General features: G+C 32.9%; 12 protein-coding genes. 3 read left to right on the top strand and 9 right to left on the bottom strand.

All coding sequences use genetic code 11. The annotated features are described in order from the left end of the window. Positions 1 to 246 precede the first annotated feature (246 nt). Together DW1_RS01825 and DW1_RS01820 are read right to left on the bottom strand one after the other, a co-directional pair. Positions 247 to 1821: a sigma-54 interaction domain-containing protein gene (locus DW1_RS01825; RefSeq protein WP_074348930.1), complete on the bottom strand. Its 1575-nt coding sequence runs from the start codon at positions 1819 to 1821 to the stop codon at positions 247 to 249. A gap of 277 nt (positions 1822 to 2098) precedes the next feature. Beyond that, positions 2099 to 3358: a Glu/Leu/Phe/Val family dehydrogenase gene (locus tag DW1_RS01820; RefSeq protein ID WP_074348929.1), complete on the bottom strand. Its 1260-nt coding sequence runs from the start codon at positions 3356 to 3358 to the stop codon at positions 2099 to 2101. A gap of 421 nt (positions 3359 to 3779) precedes the next feature. Here DW1_RS01820 and DW1_RS01815 point away from each other — a divergent pair, with 421 nt between their 5' ends. Further along, positions 3780 to 5852 carry a methyl-accepting chemotaxis protein gene (locus DW1_RS01815; protein WP_074348928.1) on the top strand — a complete coding sequence of 691 codons (2073 nt, stop codon included), beginning with the start codon at positions 3780 to 3782 and terminating at the stop codon, positions 5850 to 5852. A gap of 59 nt (positions 5853 to 5911) precedes the next feature. On the opposite strand, the gene DW1_RS01810 is transcribed toward DW1_RS01815, so the two are convergent. The 6 genes from DW1_RS01810 to DW1_RS01785 form a co-directional block, all read right to left on the bottom strand. Further along, a complete protein-coding gene (locus DW1_RS01810) occupies positions 5912 to 6727 on the bottom strand; it encodes an Asp23/Gls24 family envelope stress response protein (protein ID WP_074348927.1) in 816 nt (271 codons plus the stop codon). An 88-nt stretch (positions 6728 to 6815) separates the two neighbouring features. After that, the gene (locus DW1_RS01805; protein WP_159433533.1) at positions 6816 to 8867 is read right to left on the bottom strand and encodes a methyl-accepting chemotaxis protein; all 2052 of its coding nucleotides are present in this window, start codon (positions 8865 to 8867) and stop codon (positions 6816 to 6818) included. Between the two features lie 220 nt (positions 8868 to 9087). Then, positions 9088 to 10308 (bottom strand): electron transfer flavoprotein subunit alpha, encoded by a 1221-nt coding sequence (locus DW1_RS01800; protein WP_074348926.1) that lies wholly within the window; start codon positions 10306 to 10308, stop codon positions 9088 to 9090. 71 nt (positions 10309 to 10379) lie between these two features. Then, on the bottom strand, positions 10380 to 11174 hold the full coding sequence (locus DW1_RS01795) for an electron transfer flavoprotein subunit beta/FixA family protein (RefSeq protein ID WP_074348925.1): 795 nt from the start codon (positions 11172 to 11174) through the stop codon (positions 10380 to 10382). Positions 11175 to 11192: 18 nt separating this feature from the next. Continuing rightward, positions 11193 to 12332: an acyl-CoA dehydrogenase gene (locus DW1_RS01790; RefSeq protein WP_074348924.1), complete on the bottom strand. Its 1140-nt coding sequence runs from the start codon at positions 12330 to 12332 to the stop codon at positions 11193 to 11195. A 395-nt stretch (positions 12333 to 12727) separates the two neighbouring features. Next, a complete protein-coding gene (locus DW1_RS01785) occupies positions 12728 to 13366 on the bottom strand; it encodes a redox-sensing transcriptional repressor Rex (RefSeq protein WP_074348923.1) in 639 nt (212 codons plus the stop codon). Positions 13367 to 13601: 235 nt separating this feature from the next. On the opposite strand from DW1_RS01785, the gene abc-f reads away from it, so the two are divergent. After that, positions 13602 to 15542, top strand: coding sequence for a ribosomal protection-like ABC-F family protein (gene abc-f / locus DW1_RS01780; protein ID WP_074348922.1), 1941 nt, complete (start codon positions 13602 to 13604; stop codon positions 15540 to 15542). Between the two features lie 645 nt (positions 15543 to 16187). On the opposite strand, the gene tsaD is transcribed toward abc-f, so the two are convergent. Then, positions 16188 to 17225, bottom strand: coding sequence for a tRNA (adenosine(37)-N6)-threonylcarbamoyltransferase complex transferase subunit TsaD (gene tsaD / locus DW1_RS01775; RefSeq protein ID WP_074348921.1), 1038 nt, complete (start codon positions 17223 to 17225; stop codon positions 16188 to 16190). 382 nt (positions 17226 to 17607) lie between these two features. Here tsaD and DW1_RS01770 point away from each other — a divergent pair, with 382 nt between their 5' ends. After that, complete coding sequence (locus DW1_RS01770; protein ID WP_074348920.1) at positions 17608 to 17790, top strand: hypothetical protein; 183 nt, start codon at positions 17608 to 17610, stop codon at positions 17788 to 17790. The last annotated feature ends 54 nt before the right edge of the window (positions 17791 to 17844 follow it).

Below are 17844 nucleotides of genomic sequence, written 5' to 3'. Positions count from 1 at the left end.
AACTATTTCCAAGTAGCTATGCAATCTATATAATCATCTACTGTTACAACCTTTTAACAAATAATCTTTTAAGTTTATTTTCTCACTAATGAACTTTAAAAATCATTGTGGATTGTATGTAAAATAATAAAAAAATTCTGAAAACATTTTCATTTTTGAAATGTTTTCAGAAAAAAACTACTAGCTTTACAAATTCAACAGTAATCAGTATTTCAAAATCGCAATGCAAATTTCAATTTTGAAACGCTATTCATTCTCAATATTCAATTGATTTATTTTCCTCCACAAAGTAGTTGTACTAATTTTTAGATAATTAGCTGCTTTAGACTTAATCCCATTATTTATTTTAAGAGCTTTAAGAATTATTTCTCGCTCATATCTTTTTAGCATTTCTTCAAGCCCCTCATCGTTGACATCTAAAACATTAAGGCTTTCCTTAATGTTTCTAGGTAAATGCTTCACCCTTATTATTCTCTCATTACCAATAATATTAAATGCTTTTTCAACACAATTCATCAACTCTCTAATATTACCAGGCCAACTATAATTTACGAGAGTACCTAAAGCCTCATCGTCTATACCTTCCACAAATCTTCCAAAAATAATATTCATTTTTTTAATTGCATGTTTAACAAGTAACGGAATATCTTCTTTTATATATCTTAATGAAGGAAGCTGTATATCAAGGACGTTTAATCTATAAAATAAGTCCTGTCTAAACTTCCCTTCATTGACTAGCTTGTCCAAATCCTTGTTAGAAGCAGATATTATTCTTATATCCAGATGAATTACTTTCTCACTTCCTATTCTCCTTACTTCCCTTTCCTGTAGAACCCTCAGTATCTTTGATTGGAGATCTAGATGCATTTCACTAATCTCATCAAGGAATAACGTTCCTCCGTTAGCTTGTTCGAAAACTCCAGCAGAACCACCTTTTTTTGCTCCCGTAAAGGCTCCACTTTCATATCCAAAAAAACTACTTTCCATAAGATTTTGAGGTATGGCAGAGCAGTTTATAGCTACAAAAGGCTTATTAGCCCTATTGCTTGCATTATGAATAGATTGAGCAAAAACTTCCTTTCCTGTTCCAGTTTCACCAAAGATTAAAACATTTGAGCTAGACTGGGCAGCTATATTAGCTATTTCCTTTGCTCTACCTATTTCTTTAGTATTTCCTATAATATCAGAAAAGTTATATTTTGCATTTTGATATTTCTTCATTTCATTCATTAAACTATTGTTTTTCTGAATATGGTCCTCATTATTAAATCCGAAGCCAAAATCCTTACCCATTGGAATCCTAACAGCACTTGCACCACTAATATAGTTTGATTCACCAATAACAGGTTTCTGTGCTTTCATTGCTTCATTCGCATCTTTGCTTATGGTTCCTAAAAACTTTTCGTTTACCTCTCCATTTGAATTAATTGATGCCAATCTTTTACCTTCGCCGTCAAATACCACTGCCTCTCCTCCTGCAACACGGGCAATAAAAGGTAAAGCATCAATCAAGGACTGCTTAAGAGCATTACTATATTTAATCCGCTCAACATTACTACAACATAATACATAATCCCCTATTGGTATACACCAGGTTTCTGCTCCAGTTTCAATCTGTGACATACCATATATAGGCTTTTGTTCATCTGCTGCTTGCTTTGCTAAGTCATAGTATATTCCCTTTAGATCTTCTATTTCGCGTCCAGAAGAATCTACAGTCTTTAATCTTTCACCATTTTTGTTAGTAAGTGTCGAATATCCAGAAGTAACCTTAGCAATAATAGGAAGTGAATCTATAAGTATTGTTGGAATCCTGTCCATATAAAACTAGAACCTCCTTATGTTTATATAAAATAGTACAAGTCATGAATTTTATTTGTCAATTTAAATATATTATATCAGAATATTAACAATGTCGAAATAGTTAGTGTAAATTCGACATATGTTCCATATATTATAAAGTTTTTAATCAACAAATAAACATGAGAATTAGCATAATTCTCAAAAAAAAAGCACGACTTCTCAATGATGAAAAGTCGTGCTTTCTAAAAAAACCCCTGATAAATTGTTACCAAGGGTTGTATGTTATTTCTATATTTTAATACCATCCTCTTAACTTCATTGCATCTGCTACCTTCTTGATAGATATCATGTATCCAGCTGTTCTCATATCAACATTGTATTGCTCTGATAAATCTATTATTTCATTAAATGCCTTAACCATTAACTGTTCTTGTTTTTGTTGTACTTCTTCAAATGACCAGTAATGGTTCATTAAGTTTTGTACCCATTCAAAGTAAGATACAGTTACGCCTCCAGCATTAGCTAATATATCAGGTACTGTAAAGACACCTTTTTCATTAAGAACTTTATTAGCCTCTGGAGTAGTTGGTCCGTTAGCTCCTTCAACTACTATTTTAGCTTTTATTTTATCTACAGTTTGGCTTGTTATAGCATTCTCTAATGCGCATGGTGAGAAAAGATCGCATTCTACTCCAAATATCTCTTCTCTGTCAAGTTCTTTGGTCCCATTACCAAATCCAGTTATGAATCTATTTTTATTGTTAGTAGAATATTCTTTTAGAGCCTTCACATCTATTCCATTTTCATCAACTAAACAACATGAAAAATCTGATATCGCAACGACTTTTGCACCCATTTCCTGAGCATATAATGCAGCAAAACTTCCTACGTTACCAAAACCTTGGACTGCTACTTTTAGGTCCTTCATATCCAAGCCATTTTTCTTAGCCGCTTCTCTCATCATTAAAGCAACTCCATATCCAGTAGCTTCATTTCTAGCTAGAGATCCTCCATAAGCAACAGGTTTTCCAGTAATTATTCCAGGTACATTTTCTCCCCTCATCTTAGAATACTCATCTGTCATCCAAGACATTACTTGCGGGTTGGTACCGACATCCGGTGCTGGTATATCTTTCTTTTCCCCAATAATAGGTGATATCGCTACTATGTAAGCTCTACAAAGTCTTTCTAGTTCTCCTTGAGATAATTCTGAAGGATCAACAATTACTCCACCTTTTCCTCCACCATATGGAACTCCTACTACCCCGCACTTAAATGTCATCCATGCTGATAATGCTTTAACTTCATCAAAATTAACTCCTGGATGGAATCTTATTCCTCCTTTTGCTGGACCAAGAGCATCATTATGTTGTGCCCTATAGCCAGTAAATACTCTTATACTACCATCATCCATCTTAACAGGAAAATTAACTTCGAGTGTTCTTAGAGGTTGCTTAAGCAGTTCATAGACAGCCTCTTCCGTTCCTAATTTGTCACATGCTGACTTTATCTGCTGTTGAACAATCTCAAAAGGATTTAAAGTTTTTTCCGCCATTTCAGTTCCCCCTTAAATATTAGCATTTTAAAAACTAACATAATATCCGACTTACATAGTAAATCGTTTTCCTAAGTGCCCTTACTACTAGATTTCATGGTAATTATAACATATTAGTATCATTCTGTAAATAAGATGCAAAAACACTATGTTAAATTCGATACAAAAATACAGAATAACTCTCTATATGTTTCAAAAATTTAATATATAATATTTAGGTCTTTAATACTAGTTTTCATATTTTTAATAAATAATGAAAAATTTAGATTATTGGTGTATTATGCATATATATTTATATTTCTACGATATTTCATCCTATTCTATTCTTTTAATAAGAAGCAATATGTAGTAAAATTAACTGAAACATTCCCAATTAACCAAATTACCCTTCTATAATATTTTACATATGGGAGGAATAAAATTGAAAAGTATTAGGACAAAAGTTATAGCATCCATACTAACTTGTACTGTAGTGTTAACAGTAATTATTGGCTCAGTAAGTACAATATCTAGCAGTAAAGTAATAATGAAGGGGGCACACGAAAATATTTTACTAACTGCCACTAGTAGTGTAAATAAGCTGGATCAGTCAATAAGCCATTTTGAAAATTCAGTTAAGGTTCTCATATCAACAATAACTGATACAAAGGATGTCATATCTTTGCTTAATGATCCTGAAGCTTCAGAGCATTATTTAAGCGATCTTGATCATATAGTAAAAAATGTTGGAAAGTCCAGTGAAGGTATTAGTGGCATCTTTGTTTATTTTAGGCCTGAATTGACAGGAGATTTTAAGTATCTAGACTATGTAAAAGTTAAAGATTCAAGTGCCTTAAACAAGGTAGAAAACCTTAAGGCTAAGGATTACAGTAAAACAAGTAACAATAACATCTGGTACACTAACGTAATCAATGAAAAAAGAAGTATTTGGTCACATCCTTATATAGATGAAAAGACTAATACTGAAATTGTAAACTTTGCTTCTCCAATAATAATAAATAATCAAGTTGTAGGTGTTGCAGGAGTCAGAATTGAGTTTGAAGATCTTAAAAAACTTGTAAATGAAGTTAAGATTTTTGATACAGGATATGCTTTTCTCCTAAACGAGGAGTATGATTATTTAGTTCACCCTACATTAAATGTGAACGATAACATAGGTACAATAAACAATGGCCAATACAAGTACATAGTAGATACCATAGAACAAAAGTCATCAGACGTCTTAGAAACATTTTTTGGGGGTGAGGATAAATTATTAGGATATGCTAGAACTTGCAATGGTTACACATTAATAGTTATTGCTCCAATAACTGAAATATATAAGGAAATGCATGGCTTGATTCAACTTCTTATCTCACTAGCTATAGGAGGAATAATAATATCTATTGCAGTTGCATTTATATTTGGTAAGAGAATTTCTTCACCTATAGTCAGCTTAACAGGATTTATTAATAGAACATCTGAATTTGACTTAATAGAATATGAAGATAAAAAGTTATATTCTTTAAGAGATGAAACGGGATTGATGGCAGTATCAGTAGACAAAATGAGAAAAGCTCTAAGAGAAATGGTAAATAAGATTTCAAAAAACTCTATTCATTTAGATCAATATTCAACAAGGCTAGTAACTGCCACAGACGAAACTTCTATTGCTCTTCAAGAGGTTGCAAGAGCTATAGAAGAAATGGCAGCTGGAGCTACAGAGCAAGCTAAAGAAACACAAGAAGGTACAGAGCAACTATTAATCTTAGCTAGGGAAATAAATGATATTGGTGAAAGTGTTTCTAGATTAAAAGGCTTTTCAGACGAAATGAGCAAACATAGTATTGAAGGCGTTGAGAAAATAAAGGTTCTTCAAGATAAGTTTAACCAAAATGCTAAGTTAGCTGTTGAAGTATCTAACAATATAAATGACTTATCAAATCAATCTAACTCTATTCATGATATAGTAAATACGATTCAGTCTATATCTGAGCAGACAAACTTGCTTTCGTTAAATGCTTCTATTGAGGCAGCTAGAGCAGGCGAAAATGGTAGAGGATTTGCTGTAGTTGCAGATGAAATAAGAAAACTTGCTGAGCAATCTGCACGATATTCTGATGAAATAGAAGGTATTATATCTAATATACGTGAAAACATGTCTAAAACCAAGGCAAATGTAGATACATTCAACCAGATATTTAATGAATCTAATGTAGCAGTGGATGAAAATGGTAAGGCATTTATGTTAATCTATGAGTCTATAGAAAAGTCTGTACATCAAATAAATATGTTATTAGATAAGGTAAATGTAGTTGATGAGACTAAGAATAGAGTAGTTTCATCTATAGAGAGTATTTCAGCCATATCTGAGGAGTCAGCAGCTTCTTCAGAAGAAGTTGCTGCTACAACTGAGGAGCAAACTGCTACAATAGAAAGTATTGCCCAAATGGCTATTGATCTACGTGAAGTTGTTAATGAATTAAATAATCTTGTAAACACATTTAAACTATAAAAACTTATAAAAAAACTCCTTTCTTCTTGAAATCAATAGAAGAAGGGAGTTTTCTATATTTAAGGTATGACTATTTTCTTAACAGTTACATCAACTGCAAGGATATTTAATGAAGTCATATTCTCAACCTCATAGATAATCTGCTTCTGCATAAGTGTAATCAAAGGCATTATTGGATTTCCATACATAAATTCCACATTAAAACTAATAATAATCCCTTGCTCTAGGCTCTTTATCTGTACGCCATAAACCTTCGAAATTCCAATAACTTTACTTGCAACATGTCTCAATAAATCCTTTATTACACCGTCTGAAATAGTGTATTTACCATGATAACTAAAAGTAGGCCTTACTACAGTCTTTTCATATACCGTATGCTCTTTAGGATTCTCTTTCTTTCTCCATATTTTTAGGCTGTCAATGAAATACCCAGAAAAATCCTTTTTCACCTCAAAGGTAGGAACTGGAATAACATGCTTCCCTTCCTTTTTTCTGTATTTCCTGGCTATGTCTATTTCTTCTTCAGTTGAAATATCCTCGATATAAATTCTCTCACATGCCTCAGGAAGTCTTAGGGAGCTTGTAATCTTGTCTATCATTTTATCTGAAGTGCCTAGTATCAATATCTTAGAAGGATTATGCTTTATTATTGCATTTCTCACTTCTAATCTATGGACATTGTCCATAAACACAGCTCTTCTAATAGCACTAACTATGGTATTTTCTCTCTTTGCAGATTTTCCAGCTACTATCTTATTTCCCCTTATTAATAGCCCATCATCAATAATATATTCTATATCCCTTTCTTTAGCTACAGCAATTGCCTTGTAGCTCTTTCCTGTACCGCTATGGCCTATTAGGGCGATTATTTCCATATGAATTCCCCCAAATTGTTAAACTACAAGTATATTGTATCATAGATTACTGTCTTTATACACTTAAAAAGCAGCCAATAGGCTGCTTCTAAATTTTAAATCTTGTAATTTCTTTATTTAATTCCATGGCAAGTTCATTTAACCTTAAAGCTGCTTCTGCTACCTCATTTACAGCAGCGGATTGCTGTTCCATAGATGCAGTTACCTCTTCGGATGCCGCTGCAGTCTCTTCAGATATTGCTGATATGCTTTCAATTGACTCTACGATTTTATCCTTATCTCTGTTCATGTCATTGACATAGTTATGAATCATTTCGATTTTCTGAGCTATTTTCTCTACTGCACTAGATATCTTATCAAAAGCATTGTTGACTTCTTTTACAGCCTGAGTTTGTTCCTCTGTCCTCTCCTTCATAATCTTCATTGTATCTACAGTATGTTTACTATCATTTTGAATGGTTTCTACGATGTCCTTAATTTTATCCGAAGACTCTCTAGATTCATATGATAACTTTCTTATCTCATCTGCTACGACTGCAAAGCCCCTACCATGTTCTCCTGCCCTAGCAGCTTCAATAGATGCATTCAGTGCTAGTAAATTAGTCTGCTCTGCAATTGAGTTAATAGTTTGAAGTATCTCTCCAATGAACCTTATTTTTTCATCTAGATTAAGTATCTCATTTTCTACCTCATTAGTAGCGACATTATTTAACTCTGTCTTTGAATGTAGTTCATCAACTATCTTAACGCTGTTTATGCTAGTGTTCATTACATCTCTAGCCACTTCAAACATTTCATTAGAACTATTGGCAAGCTCTACAAACCTGTCAGCAAGATTTGTCACCAGCATAACTCCTGTTTCAGTATCATGAGCTTGCTCAGAAGCTCCTTTTGCTATTTCTTCTACTGTTCTTGTAACTTCTTCTGATGATATACTAGTCTCTTCTGCTGTATCAGCTAAGTGCTGAGCAGATTCTGATACTTCATAAGAAACATTCTGAATTACATTTATAAGATTAGATAGATTATCTATCATAATATTAAAACTTTCTCCAAGTAAACCAATTTCATCTCTTGTCTTAATATTAGGTCTAGATGTAAAATCTCCCTCTTTTACCTTTTCCATATTATAAGAAAGAGATTTTATTGGTCGAGTCAGAGTTCTTGAAAAAATAAAAGCAAATATTATCGTTACTACAATAGAAATAAAGCAAATTAAAGATGTATTGAATAATAACTTTGAGGTATGGCTTGAGATTTCTTCTAGATTTATGCCTGAAACTATTCTCCAGTCTAGTCTGTCTAGCACGCTAATGGTTGCTAATTTCCTTTTCTCAATACCATTTTCATCACTATTATACTCTAAAAAACTTACATCGCCAGATTTTATAGCTTCTATAAGCTTAGGAATAGTAGATGGCTGCCCAATTAAATCTTTGTTTTTATGTATAAGAACAGTACCTTCTTTATCATACAGTATAGGGAAGCTATCTTTCCCTATAGTTATAGAAGTAATAATATCAGATAGAGTGTCTAGTTTAACATCTATTGCTAACACTCCTATTAGTTTATTTGGATTTACAGCCTCATATATAGGTACTCCTGCTGTTATGACTAGTTCCTTAGTCCCTGTATCTATGTAAGGGGCTACCCATGTTAACTCCTTATTATTTACAGTTTCTATGTACCAATCTCTTTTTCTAGGATCGTAATCCGAAGGTAATTCACTTTTAGGATATAAATACATATCACCTTTTTCTGTTCCTAAATAGACGTTCGTAACATCAGTATAACTATTTATGAAATTTTCAAAGCTCTTTACCATCCATGTAGCAGATTCCTCATTTGAGTTAACTGATCTTACATTTGAATCTGTAGCCATAAACTTGATTGCCTCTTCGAAGCTATGAAAGTATGACTCTATAGTCCTACTTATTTCGTTGCCAAGAGTTTTAGTTAAGTCCTCAAATTGGTCTCTAACTACAGCTTTAGAAGTAAAATAAGCTCCTAAGCCCAAAACCATATTAGATAAAGTAATAATTAAAACAAAAACAATTGATATTTTACCTCGAATTCCTAGATTCACCCTGCTATCTCCTATAGCCTTCATAACTTTCCTACTTCTATTTTTCTTTTTCATCATTTTCCCCTCCTTTTCAAATAAAATGATAAAACAAGACATCTTAAACAAAGATAGTATTTTTATGATTATACCCTAAAATTATATAAATTTCTACATTTTTTTCAAATTACAGAAAGCACTAAATATTACTCCATTTTTTACAAGCTAATAGACTCAAAAAAGCAAGAACGACGAAAGCCTTCGTCGTATCTTACCTTTTTGTACATTTTATAGATTCTTATGCCATTGCCTTTACAGCTGCCAGTATATCATCTACATTATCTAATGATTCAAGAATTGCTGGTATTATTTCGTTTACATCTCCAACTATTCCATAGTCTGCGATTTTAAATATTGGTGCATCAGGATTCTTGTTAATAGCTATTATACATTCGGCATCCTGCATACCTGCTAAGTGCTGAATAGCTCCTGATATACCACAAGCTATATATAGCTTAGGTCTTACAGTTTTTCCTGTTTGACCTACTTGATGAGAATGTTCAATCCATCCTTCATCTACTGTAGCTCTGGAAGCACCTACAACCCCTCCTAACTTCTTAGCAAGCTTTTCTACTAGCTCAAAGCCTTCTCTAGTTCCTAAGCCCCTTCCTCCTGCTACTATTATCTTAGCTTCCTCTAATGGAACTTCTGCTTTACCTGATTTAACTACATTTTCAACCTTAGCTTTAATATCTTCCTTGGTCACCTCAATATCTACTAACTCAATCTTGCCTTTTCTATTTTCGTCATATTTTGCTCTTTCCATTACTCCTGGTCGAACTGTAGACATCTGTGGTCTGTGATCAGGACATACTATAGTAGCCATTAAATTTCCACCAAAGGCAGGTCTTGTCATAAGAAGCTTATTATCCTCTTCATCTATTTCTAGTCTTGTACAATCCGCAGTAAGGCCTGTATGTACCCTTGCAGAAACCCTAGGGCCTAGGTCCCTACCTATATTAGTTGCACCTATTAGAATAATTTCTGGTTTTCTTTCTTTAACTAAATCTGATATAACCTTTGTATATCCATCTGTTGTATATGTTTCTAACAATTCACTTTCGGCATATAATACCACATCTGCACCATATTTAACTAGCTTTTCTGCAATATCGTCTACCTTGTTCCCAAGTAAAACTGCTGTTAACTCTACTCCCAGTTTATCTGCTATTTTTCTACCTTCTCCTAAAAGCTCAACTGAAACGTTTAATAATTTACCTTCTCTTTGCTCTGCAAAAACCCAAACTCCTCTGTATTTAGATATGTCATCTGTTTCTATCTTAGCCTCGTCTTCTTTGACTATTGCATCAAAGGGACAAGCATCTACACAAGCACCACATGTTGTGCAGCTATCTTTGATATATGCTTTATCTTCTTTCATCTCTATAGCTTCAAACGGACAGGCATCAACACATGTAGTACAGCCAGTACACTTTTCATCTATAACCTTAACAGCCATTTATATCACCTCAACATAAAAATTTAATACTACTAGGATAGAAATATTAAGTGAACATTTGCATAATACGACTATATAATTTGTCTCTCCTTTAACCTCACTACAAACTGTCTTGCAATTTCACTTGGACTACCAGTTAGCATTTCACCACCTGTTTTACTTGATGCAGGTGTAAATGATTTTTTAACCTGAGTAGGTGAACCTTTAAGGCCAATTTGTTCCCTATCTACATCTATGTCATCAACCGTCCAAACTTTGACTAATTCTTCATTTCTATAGGCCTTATATATGCCTTTAATAGAAGGATATCTAGGTTCATTTAATTCTTTTATGGCAGTAAGAACCACTGGCATCTCTGACTTAATTACATAATAACCATCCTCTAATGCTCTATGTGCAATAACACCTTTGCCACTTAGTTCAAGTTTCTCCACATATGTAATTTGAGGAAGTCCTAGATGTTCAGCTATTTGTGGTCCCACCTGAGCTGTATCTCCATCTATAGCTTGTCTACCACAGAATATTATGTCGTATTTCCCAATTTTTCTTATAGCAGCAGCCAATGTAATAGATGTAGCCCATGTATCAGCCCCTGCAAAAGCTCTATCACTTAATAGTATAGCCTCATCTGCTCCCATTGCAATAGCTTCCTTTAAAGCTTCTTTAGCTTGAGGAGGTCCCATTGAAAGCACTATTACTTCTACATCATCATGAGCTTCCTTTATTTTTAGAGCTTCCTCTAAAGCATTTTTATCATCTGGATTTATAATACTTGGAACACCTTCACGAATAAGAGTTCCTTTTACTGGATCTATTCTGACTTCGTTAGTATCGGGAACTTGCTTTACACAAACAATTATTCTCATAGCATTCTCACTCCTTTTCTATCTCAATGCATTTGCTGATATTACCATTTTTTGAACTTGAGAAGTTCCTTCATATATTTCAGTTATCTTAGCATCTCTCATCATTCTTTCAACAGGATAATCTTTAGTAAACCCATAGCCACCATGTAGCTGTACTGCCTTTGTAGTTACTTCCATAGCTGTCTCAGATGCGAATAGCTTTGCCATTGCAGCAGCATTACCATAATCTAGCCCTGCTGATTTTCTATAAGCAGCATTGTATACCATTAGTCTAGCAGCCTCTACCTTAGTAACCATATCAGCAATCATCCATTGAACTCCTTGGAACTGTCCTATTGCCCTGCCGAATTGCTGCCTTTCTTTAACAAACTTAATAGTCTCATCTAATGCTCCTTGAGCTATTCCTAATGCTTGTGCAGCTATACCAATTCTTCCACCATCAAGTGTGGTCATAGCTATTTTAAAGCCTTTACCTAACTCCCCTAGTAGATTTTCCTTCGGAACTCTACAGTTCTCGAATATAAGTTCAGTAGTAGAAGAAGCCCTAATACCCATCTTGTTTTCCTTTTTACCAATTTTAAATCCTGGAAAATTCTTTTCTACTATAAATGCACTTATTCCTCTAGTGCCTTTAGACTTATCAGTCATAGCGAAAATTATGTAAACATCTGCCTGTCCACCATTTGTTATAAATATTTTAGTTCCATTTAATACATAGTCATCACCATCAGGAACTGCCACAGTTTGTTGTCCAGCTGCATCAGTTCCTGCATTTGGCTCTGTAAGACCAAAAGCTCCTAGATATTCACCCTTAGCCATTGGAATCAGGTATTTTTGCTTTTGTTCTTCCGTACCATACTTTAGAATAGGCCAACATCCAAGAGATGTATGTGCAGAACATATTACCCCCGTAGTTCCACATACTCTAGATAATTCCTCTACAGCTATAGCATAAGCTATATCATCTCCCCCTGCTCCACCATACTGCTCTGGCACTGGTATACCTAACATGTTATATCTTGCCATCTTTTGTACACTTTCCATAGGGAATCTTTCTGTCTCGTCAATTTCAGCCGCTATAGGCTTTATTTCTTTTTCAGCAAATTCCCTCATGGTCTTTCTTATCATTTCCTGCTCGCTAGTAAAGCTAAAATTCATGTCATTCCCTCCTCATTATTCTCTATGAAACATTGATAATTTTTAGACATACTTAGTTTCAAGTATGTAAACTCCTTGTCATTAATTTTATTATACGCTAATATAGTTCAATAATCTATTGCCTTAGTTATTTTTTATCTTACATTTTCTTAACATCAATTCAATAAACAGGTATTTTACAAGCTTACATATTGGTTATAATGTATTAAATTATCAACTACGTTAAATTGATAACAAACCTAAAAATGATTCAATTATATTTTATTATCTATTTAAAAAATCGACAAGTAATTTACTTTATCTAAGAACAATACAACAAAAAAACAGACTATATTCTAGAATGTAGTCTGTTTTGTATACTATAACTTTATACTGTGTCCAGTACTGGGACACTTTTACTTATTATTCACTTCTTTGTACATATATGATAAGATAAACAAGCTTTCGTTTAAATGAACATTTTCAACGACAACATCTTCAGGAATCTTTAAATCAGTAGGAGCAAAATTCCATATGCCCTTTATATTGCTTTTTACAAATATATCCGCTACCCACTGAGCCTGTTCCTTTGGTGTAGTTATGATTCCTATTTCGACTTTATTATCAGTAATAAAGTCTTCAAGCATGTCAACATCATGTATTTCAATATCTCTAATCTTTAGCCCTATTAGTTTAGGGTTTTTATCAAATAATGCTAAAAGCCTGAAACCAGCATCTTCGAATCCTCTATAGTTTGCTACTGCTTGACCTAAGTTCCCTGCACCTACTATAACTGCTTTATAGGTTCTATCTAATCCCAAGATTTTTCCAAGCTGCTTATGCAATTCTTCAACATTATAACCATAACCTTGTTGCCCAAAACCACCAAAATTATTTAAATCCTGCCTAATTTGGGAAGCTGTAAAACCAGTTATATTACTTAATTCTTGAGATGATATTCTATTTATATCTTTTTCTAATAGTTCTCCTAAGTATCTGTAGTATTTAGGAAGTCTTCTTATGACTGCCATAGAAACTTTATTTTCTCTCTCCATAAAAATTATCCACCTACTCTAATCAAGATTTTCTCACAAAGGAAATGTTTAAGCTATTATACCACCCAGTTAATTTACTGTCAATTTTATAATGCTAACACTTCCTTGCATATCAATAATGTAAACCTCTTAGCTCTATTGTATCTTATCTATTTAAAAATCATACCCTATTGTTTCATTTTTAAACGTTTTTTGATAAAATTATAATTATTAGATAAGGCAAGGAGGAAACAAAGTGATAGTTTTATCATGCAGCAATATATCTAAAAGCTATGTAGTAGATACAATACTGGATAAAATCACTTTTTCACTTAATGATAATGAAAAGATTGGTCTTGTTGGCCTTAATGGTGCTGGCAAGTCAACTTTATTTAATATTCTATGTGGAAAAACTTCTATGGATTCAGGTGAAATATATGTATCAAAGGATTGTAAAATAGGCTATCTTGAACAGCATACACAAATAGAAAGCGATAAATCCATTTTTGATGAGGTTATGGAAGTATTTATACCTTTAATAAAAATGGAAAATAGATTAAGAGAGCTTGAAAATAGTATTAGTATTGAAGGACAAAAACAAGGGTCTAATTTATTAGATTCATTAATGGATGAATATGCCCATCTTATGGAAGAGTTTCAAAACAAAAATGGATATGGTTTTAAAAGTGAAATTAAAGGTACTCTAAAGGGATTAGGCTTTAGTGAAGAGCAATTTTATATGCCCATATCTCATTTAAGTGGTGGCCAAAAGGCGAGAGTTATGCTTGCAAAGCTACTTCTAAGCAAGCCTGATATTCTACTTTTAGACGAGCCCACTAACCATCTTGACATACAAGCTATAGACTGGCTAGAAAGATACATTAAAGAATATAAGGGTGCAGCAATAATAATATCACATGATAGGTACTTTCTTGACAATACTGTATCTAAAATATTTTATTTGGAAAACACTCAACTTAAAATATATAGTGGAAATTATACTACCTTTATGAAAAAAAGAAAAGATGAGCTAGAACTTTTAGAAAAAAAATATGAGGAACAACAAAAGGAGATTTCTAGACAGGAAGAAATCATTAGAAGATTTATGTCCTACGGTGGTCAAAGATACATTAGGCAAGCTCAAAGCAGGCAAAAAATGCTTGATAAAATGAAGAGAATTGAGACTCCTCTTGGTGAGAATAAAAAGTCTAAAATTAAATTTGAGCCAAAAATAAAGAGCGGAAATGATGTTATATCTGTAGAAAATCTAAGTAAATACTTTGGTGACCATAAGCTGTTTAGCAATGTGAATTTTAAGATATACAGAGGAGAAAAAGTAGGACTTATTGGTCCTAATGGTGTTGGAAAGACAACTCTTTTCAAAATGGTCATGGGTAAAGTCCCTATTAGTGATGGCAAAATTGAACTCGGTCACCATGTAAATATAGGGTATTTCGATCAGGAGCAATCTAATCTTAATGATGAAAAAACCCTTGTTGATGAAATATGGGATGAAAATCCATCATTAGACCACTACCAAATAAGATCTCTTCTAGCCCAGTTTCTATTCTTTGGTGATGATATTTTTAAGGAAATATCAGAGTTAAGTGGTGGAGAAAAAAGCAGAGTGGCACTTATTAAGCTTATGATGTCAAAAGCAAATCTGCTCCTGATGGATGAGCCTACAAATCACCTAGACATAGATTCTAAAGAGGTCCTAGAAGATGCTCTACAAAACTATGATGGAACTCTTCTAGTAATATCACATGATAGATACTTCTTAAACAAAGTGGCAAATAAAATACTAGACCTATCTAGTGCAGGTATCTCTGAATATCTAGGTAATTATTCATATTATCTAGAAAAAAAGAATGCCCCTATTTATGATGATGAAGATAATGAAGTACAAAAAACAAAAACTCAGCTTAAGGCTGAAAAGAAAAAGGAAAAAGATAAAAAGCTTCTTGAGAAAAAGCAAAGAGAAATAATAAAAAGCTTGGAAAAAAACATATCAGAGCATGAAAATAAGATTCATGAGCTAGAAAATGAAATGTGTGACCCCAGTGTATATTCTGACCATGAAAAAAGTCAAAGTATTCATCAAGAAATCCTCAAGCTTAAGGACGAACTAGATAAGCTGTATGATGAATGGGTTGTATTGACTGAAGAAATATCTGAAGAAGAAAAATTAGACTAATTATAAGAACATATAGATTTAAGTATGTTAGTTAAAAGATTAAATGAATACCTATTATTCAGATATAAGTTATATCTGAATAATAGGTATTCGCCATTTATATAACTTGTTACTTCTATTGCTATCCTTTATATATCATCGATTTCATATATACTATTGATGTTTTTTATCGGTGTCAATATTGTCCTTAAGAGGTTCAATAAGAATTCTATTAGACATATTATGCAATAATTCTCTTATATTTGTAAAAACTTGTTATTGATACATTACTTTGTCGGATTATGTAAACACATAAAATTAGATATTATACTATATTATCCCAACTTAATAACAAAGAATTTTATTTTTCCCATTTAATCCACATATTATTCACATAATCCACAAGGTTATCCACATTATTATGCAATATTATACGTACTTCATAATACTGTTTCCACATTATCCACAGAAAACCTAAATTTATATCTATAACAATGTGGACAAGTTGTGAATAATTTTGTGACTAATTATGTCAAAAATTAGAGAATCTAATTTACATAATATAATAAACATAATGTAAAACCTAAGCCGTTTTAATATGCAACTTATTATCTTCTATATGTTCTGTCAAATAATCTAGTCACAGAAGAAATGCCTTAATAATCCCTAAACTATCTTATCCTCTAGCCTCAAATTAGGCACTGCATTTAAATCAAGACTTGCTATATTTCCTTTTATAAAGTTATAATAGGCCGAACAGCCTATCATAGCTGCATTATCTGTACATAAAATCCTAGAAGGAAATTTAATATTTAATCCTTCCTTCTTTCCTCTTTCAGTCAACATATCTCTAAGCCCTTGATTGGCAGCTACTCCACCTGCCACTACTATAGTATTTGAATGCATCTGTTTCGCAGCACTTATTGCTTTTTCTGTCAGCACTTCTATTACAGATTGTTGAAAACTGGCTGCCACGTCCTCTACTGATATATCTTCTCCTTTTTGCTTTACAGTATTTAGATAGTTAAGCACAGCAGACTTAAGACCACTAAAACTAAAATCATAGCTGCCTTCTTCAAGATATACTCTTGGAAACTCCACTGCATGCTTATTGCCTATGGCAGCAAGCTTATCTATAAGTGGGCCTCCAGGATATCCTAGTCCTAATGCTCTAGCTATTTTATCAAATGCTTCTCCTGCTGCATCATCTCTAGTTCTGCCAAGAAGTTCATATTCCCCGTAGTCCTTCATATATACTAAATGAGTATGTCCACCAGATACTATAAGACATACAAAAGGTGGCTCTAACTCAGTATATTCTATGAAGTTAGCATAAATATGACCTTCTATGTGATTTACCGGAACCAGAGGTATATTTTTACCGAAAGCAAGGGCCTTTGCAGTAGATATACCTACTAAAAGAGCTCCTACAAGACCTGGTCCATAGGTTACACCTATATTATCCACATCATCTAGAGTTATTTTTGCATCATCTAATGCATTTTGTATGATTACATTTATATTCTCTATATGCTTTCTTGAAGCCACCTCTGGTACTACTCCTCCAAACTTTTTATGTATTTCTATCTGTGAAGATATAACATTTGATAGTACATATCTGCCATTTTTTAAAACTGCCGCAGCAGTTTCATCACAAGATGTTTCAATGGCTAATGTGATTATGTCTTTTTTTGCTTCTTTCATTTCATTTCCTCCAAACCATACCGTTGTTACCCTGAATTTAAGTGAATAATCTAACTCTATAACACAATCTCTTTAATTACGTCCCGACTGACACAGGACATAACCTTTATGATACTATATCATATATTATATCCTCATAAAAACCATATTACCATATTTCATTTTCTTAATCTCATATATAGCTTTACACTGAACTATTTTTCCTCAGAATGACTGTAATTAATTATTTTTAAAATTGAATGAAGACATTTTTATTCTAAATATTGTCTAAATATTATCTTCATGATTAACAGAAAATATAGTTATAGACTTAATAGTCTATAAAAATTTATCCATAGGCTGAATTTCATAAGGATAAAAAAATTTCCTTAGGAGTGATGTCGTGGCTAATAATAGAAGACCTTTTTATTGGAAACTTTCTTCTGCTAATATAATGCCTGATGGTATGTTAAAAGGCATAAGCTATGGGGACTATGCTCTCATGATGGCAGTACAAGATAAATTCTTTAATGAAGGTTATGTAATGGAACAGGAAAATAATGAGCATGATGAAATTCAATACTAGATTAGTTTAAGCTGGGTAGTTTGACCCAGCTTTTCATGTATTCATCTGGTAGTT

Origin of the sequence: Proteiniborus sp. DW1 (genome assembly GCF_900095305.1) — a bacterium.
Classification (GTDB): Bacteria; Bacillota; Clostridia; order Tissierellales; family Proteiniboraceae; genus Proteiniborus.
The sequence above is the reverse complement of the archived record's forward strand: the minus strand, read 5'-3'. Positions and strand labels throughout refer to the sequence as shown.

Bases quoted from the DNA above. Each gene is read 5' to 3' on its own strand.
- DW1_RS01825 (WP_074348930.1), bottom strand. From the start codon at position 1,821: ATGGACAGGATTCCAACAATACTTATAGATTCACTTCCTATTATTGCT.
- DW1_RS01820 (WP_074348929.1), bottom strand. From the start codon at position 3,358: ATGGCGGAAAAAACTTTAAATCCTTTTGAGATTGTTCAACAGCAGATA.
- DW1_RS01810 (WP_074348927.1), bottom strand. From the start codon at position 6,727: ATGGAAATAATCGCCCTAATAGGCCATAGCGGTACAGGAAAGAGCTAC.
- DW1_RS01805 (WP_159433533.1), bottom strand. From the start codon at position 8,867: ATGAAAAAGAAAAATAGAAGTAGGAAAGTTATGAAGGCTATAGGAGAT.
- DW1_RS01800 (WP_074348926.1), bottom strand. From the start codon at position 10,308: ATGGCTGTTAAGGTTATAGATGAAAAGTGTACTGGCTGTACTACATGT.
- DW1_RS01795 (WP_074348925.1), bottom strand. From the start codon at position 11,174: ATGAGAATAATTGTTTGTGTAAAGCAAGTTCCCGATACTAACGAAGTC.
- DW1_RS01790 (WP_074348924.1), bottom strand. From the start codon at position 12,332: ATGAATTTTAGCTTTACTAGCGAGCAGGAAATGATAAGAAAGACCATG.
- DW1_RS01785 (WP_074348923.1), bottom strand. From the start codon at position 13,366: ATGGAGAGAGAAAATAAAGTTTCTATGGCAGTCATAAGAAGACTTCCT.
- tsaD (WP_074348921.1), bottom strand. From the start codon at position 17,225: ATGAAAGAAGCAAAAAAAGACATAATCACATTAGCCATTGAAACATCT.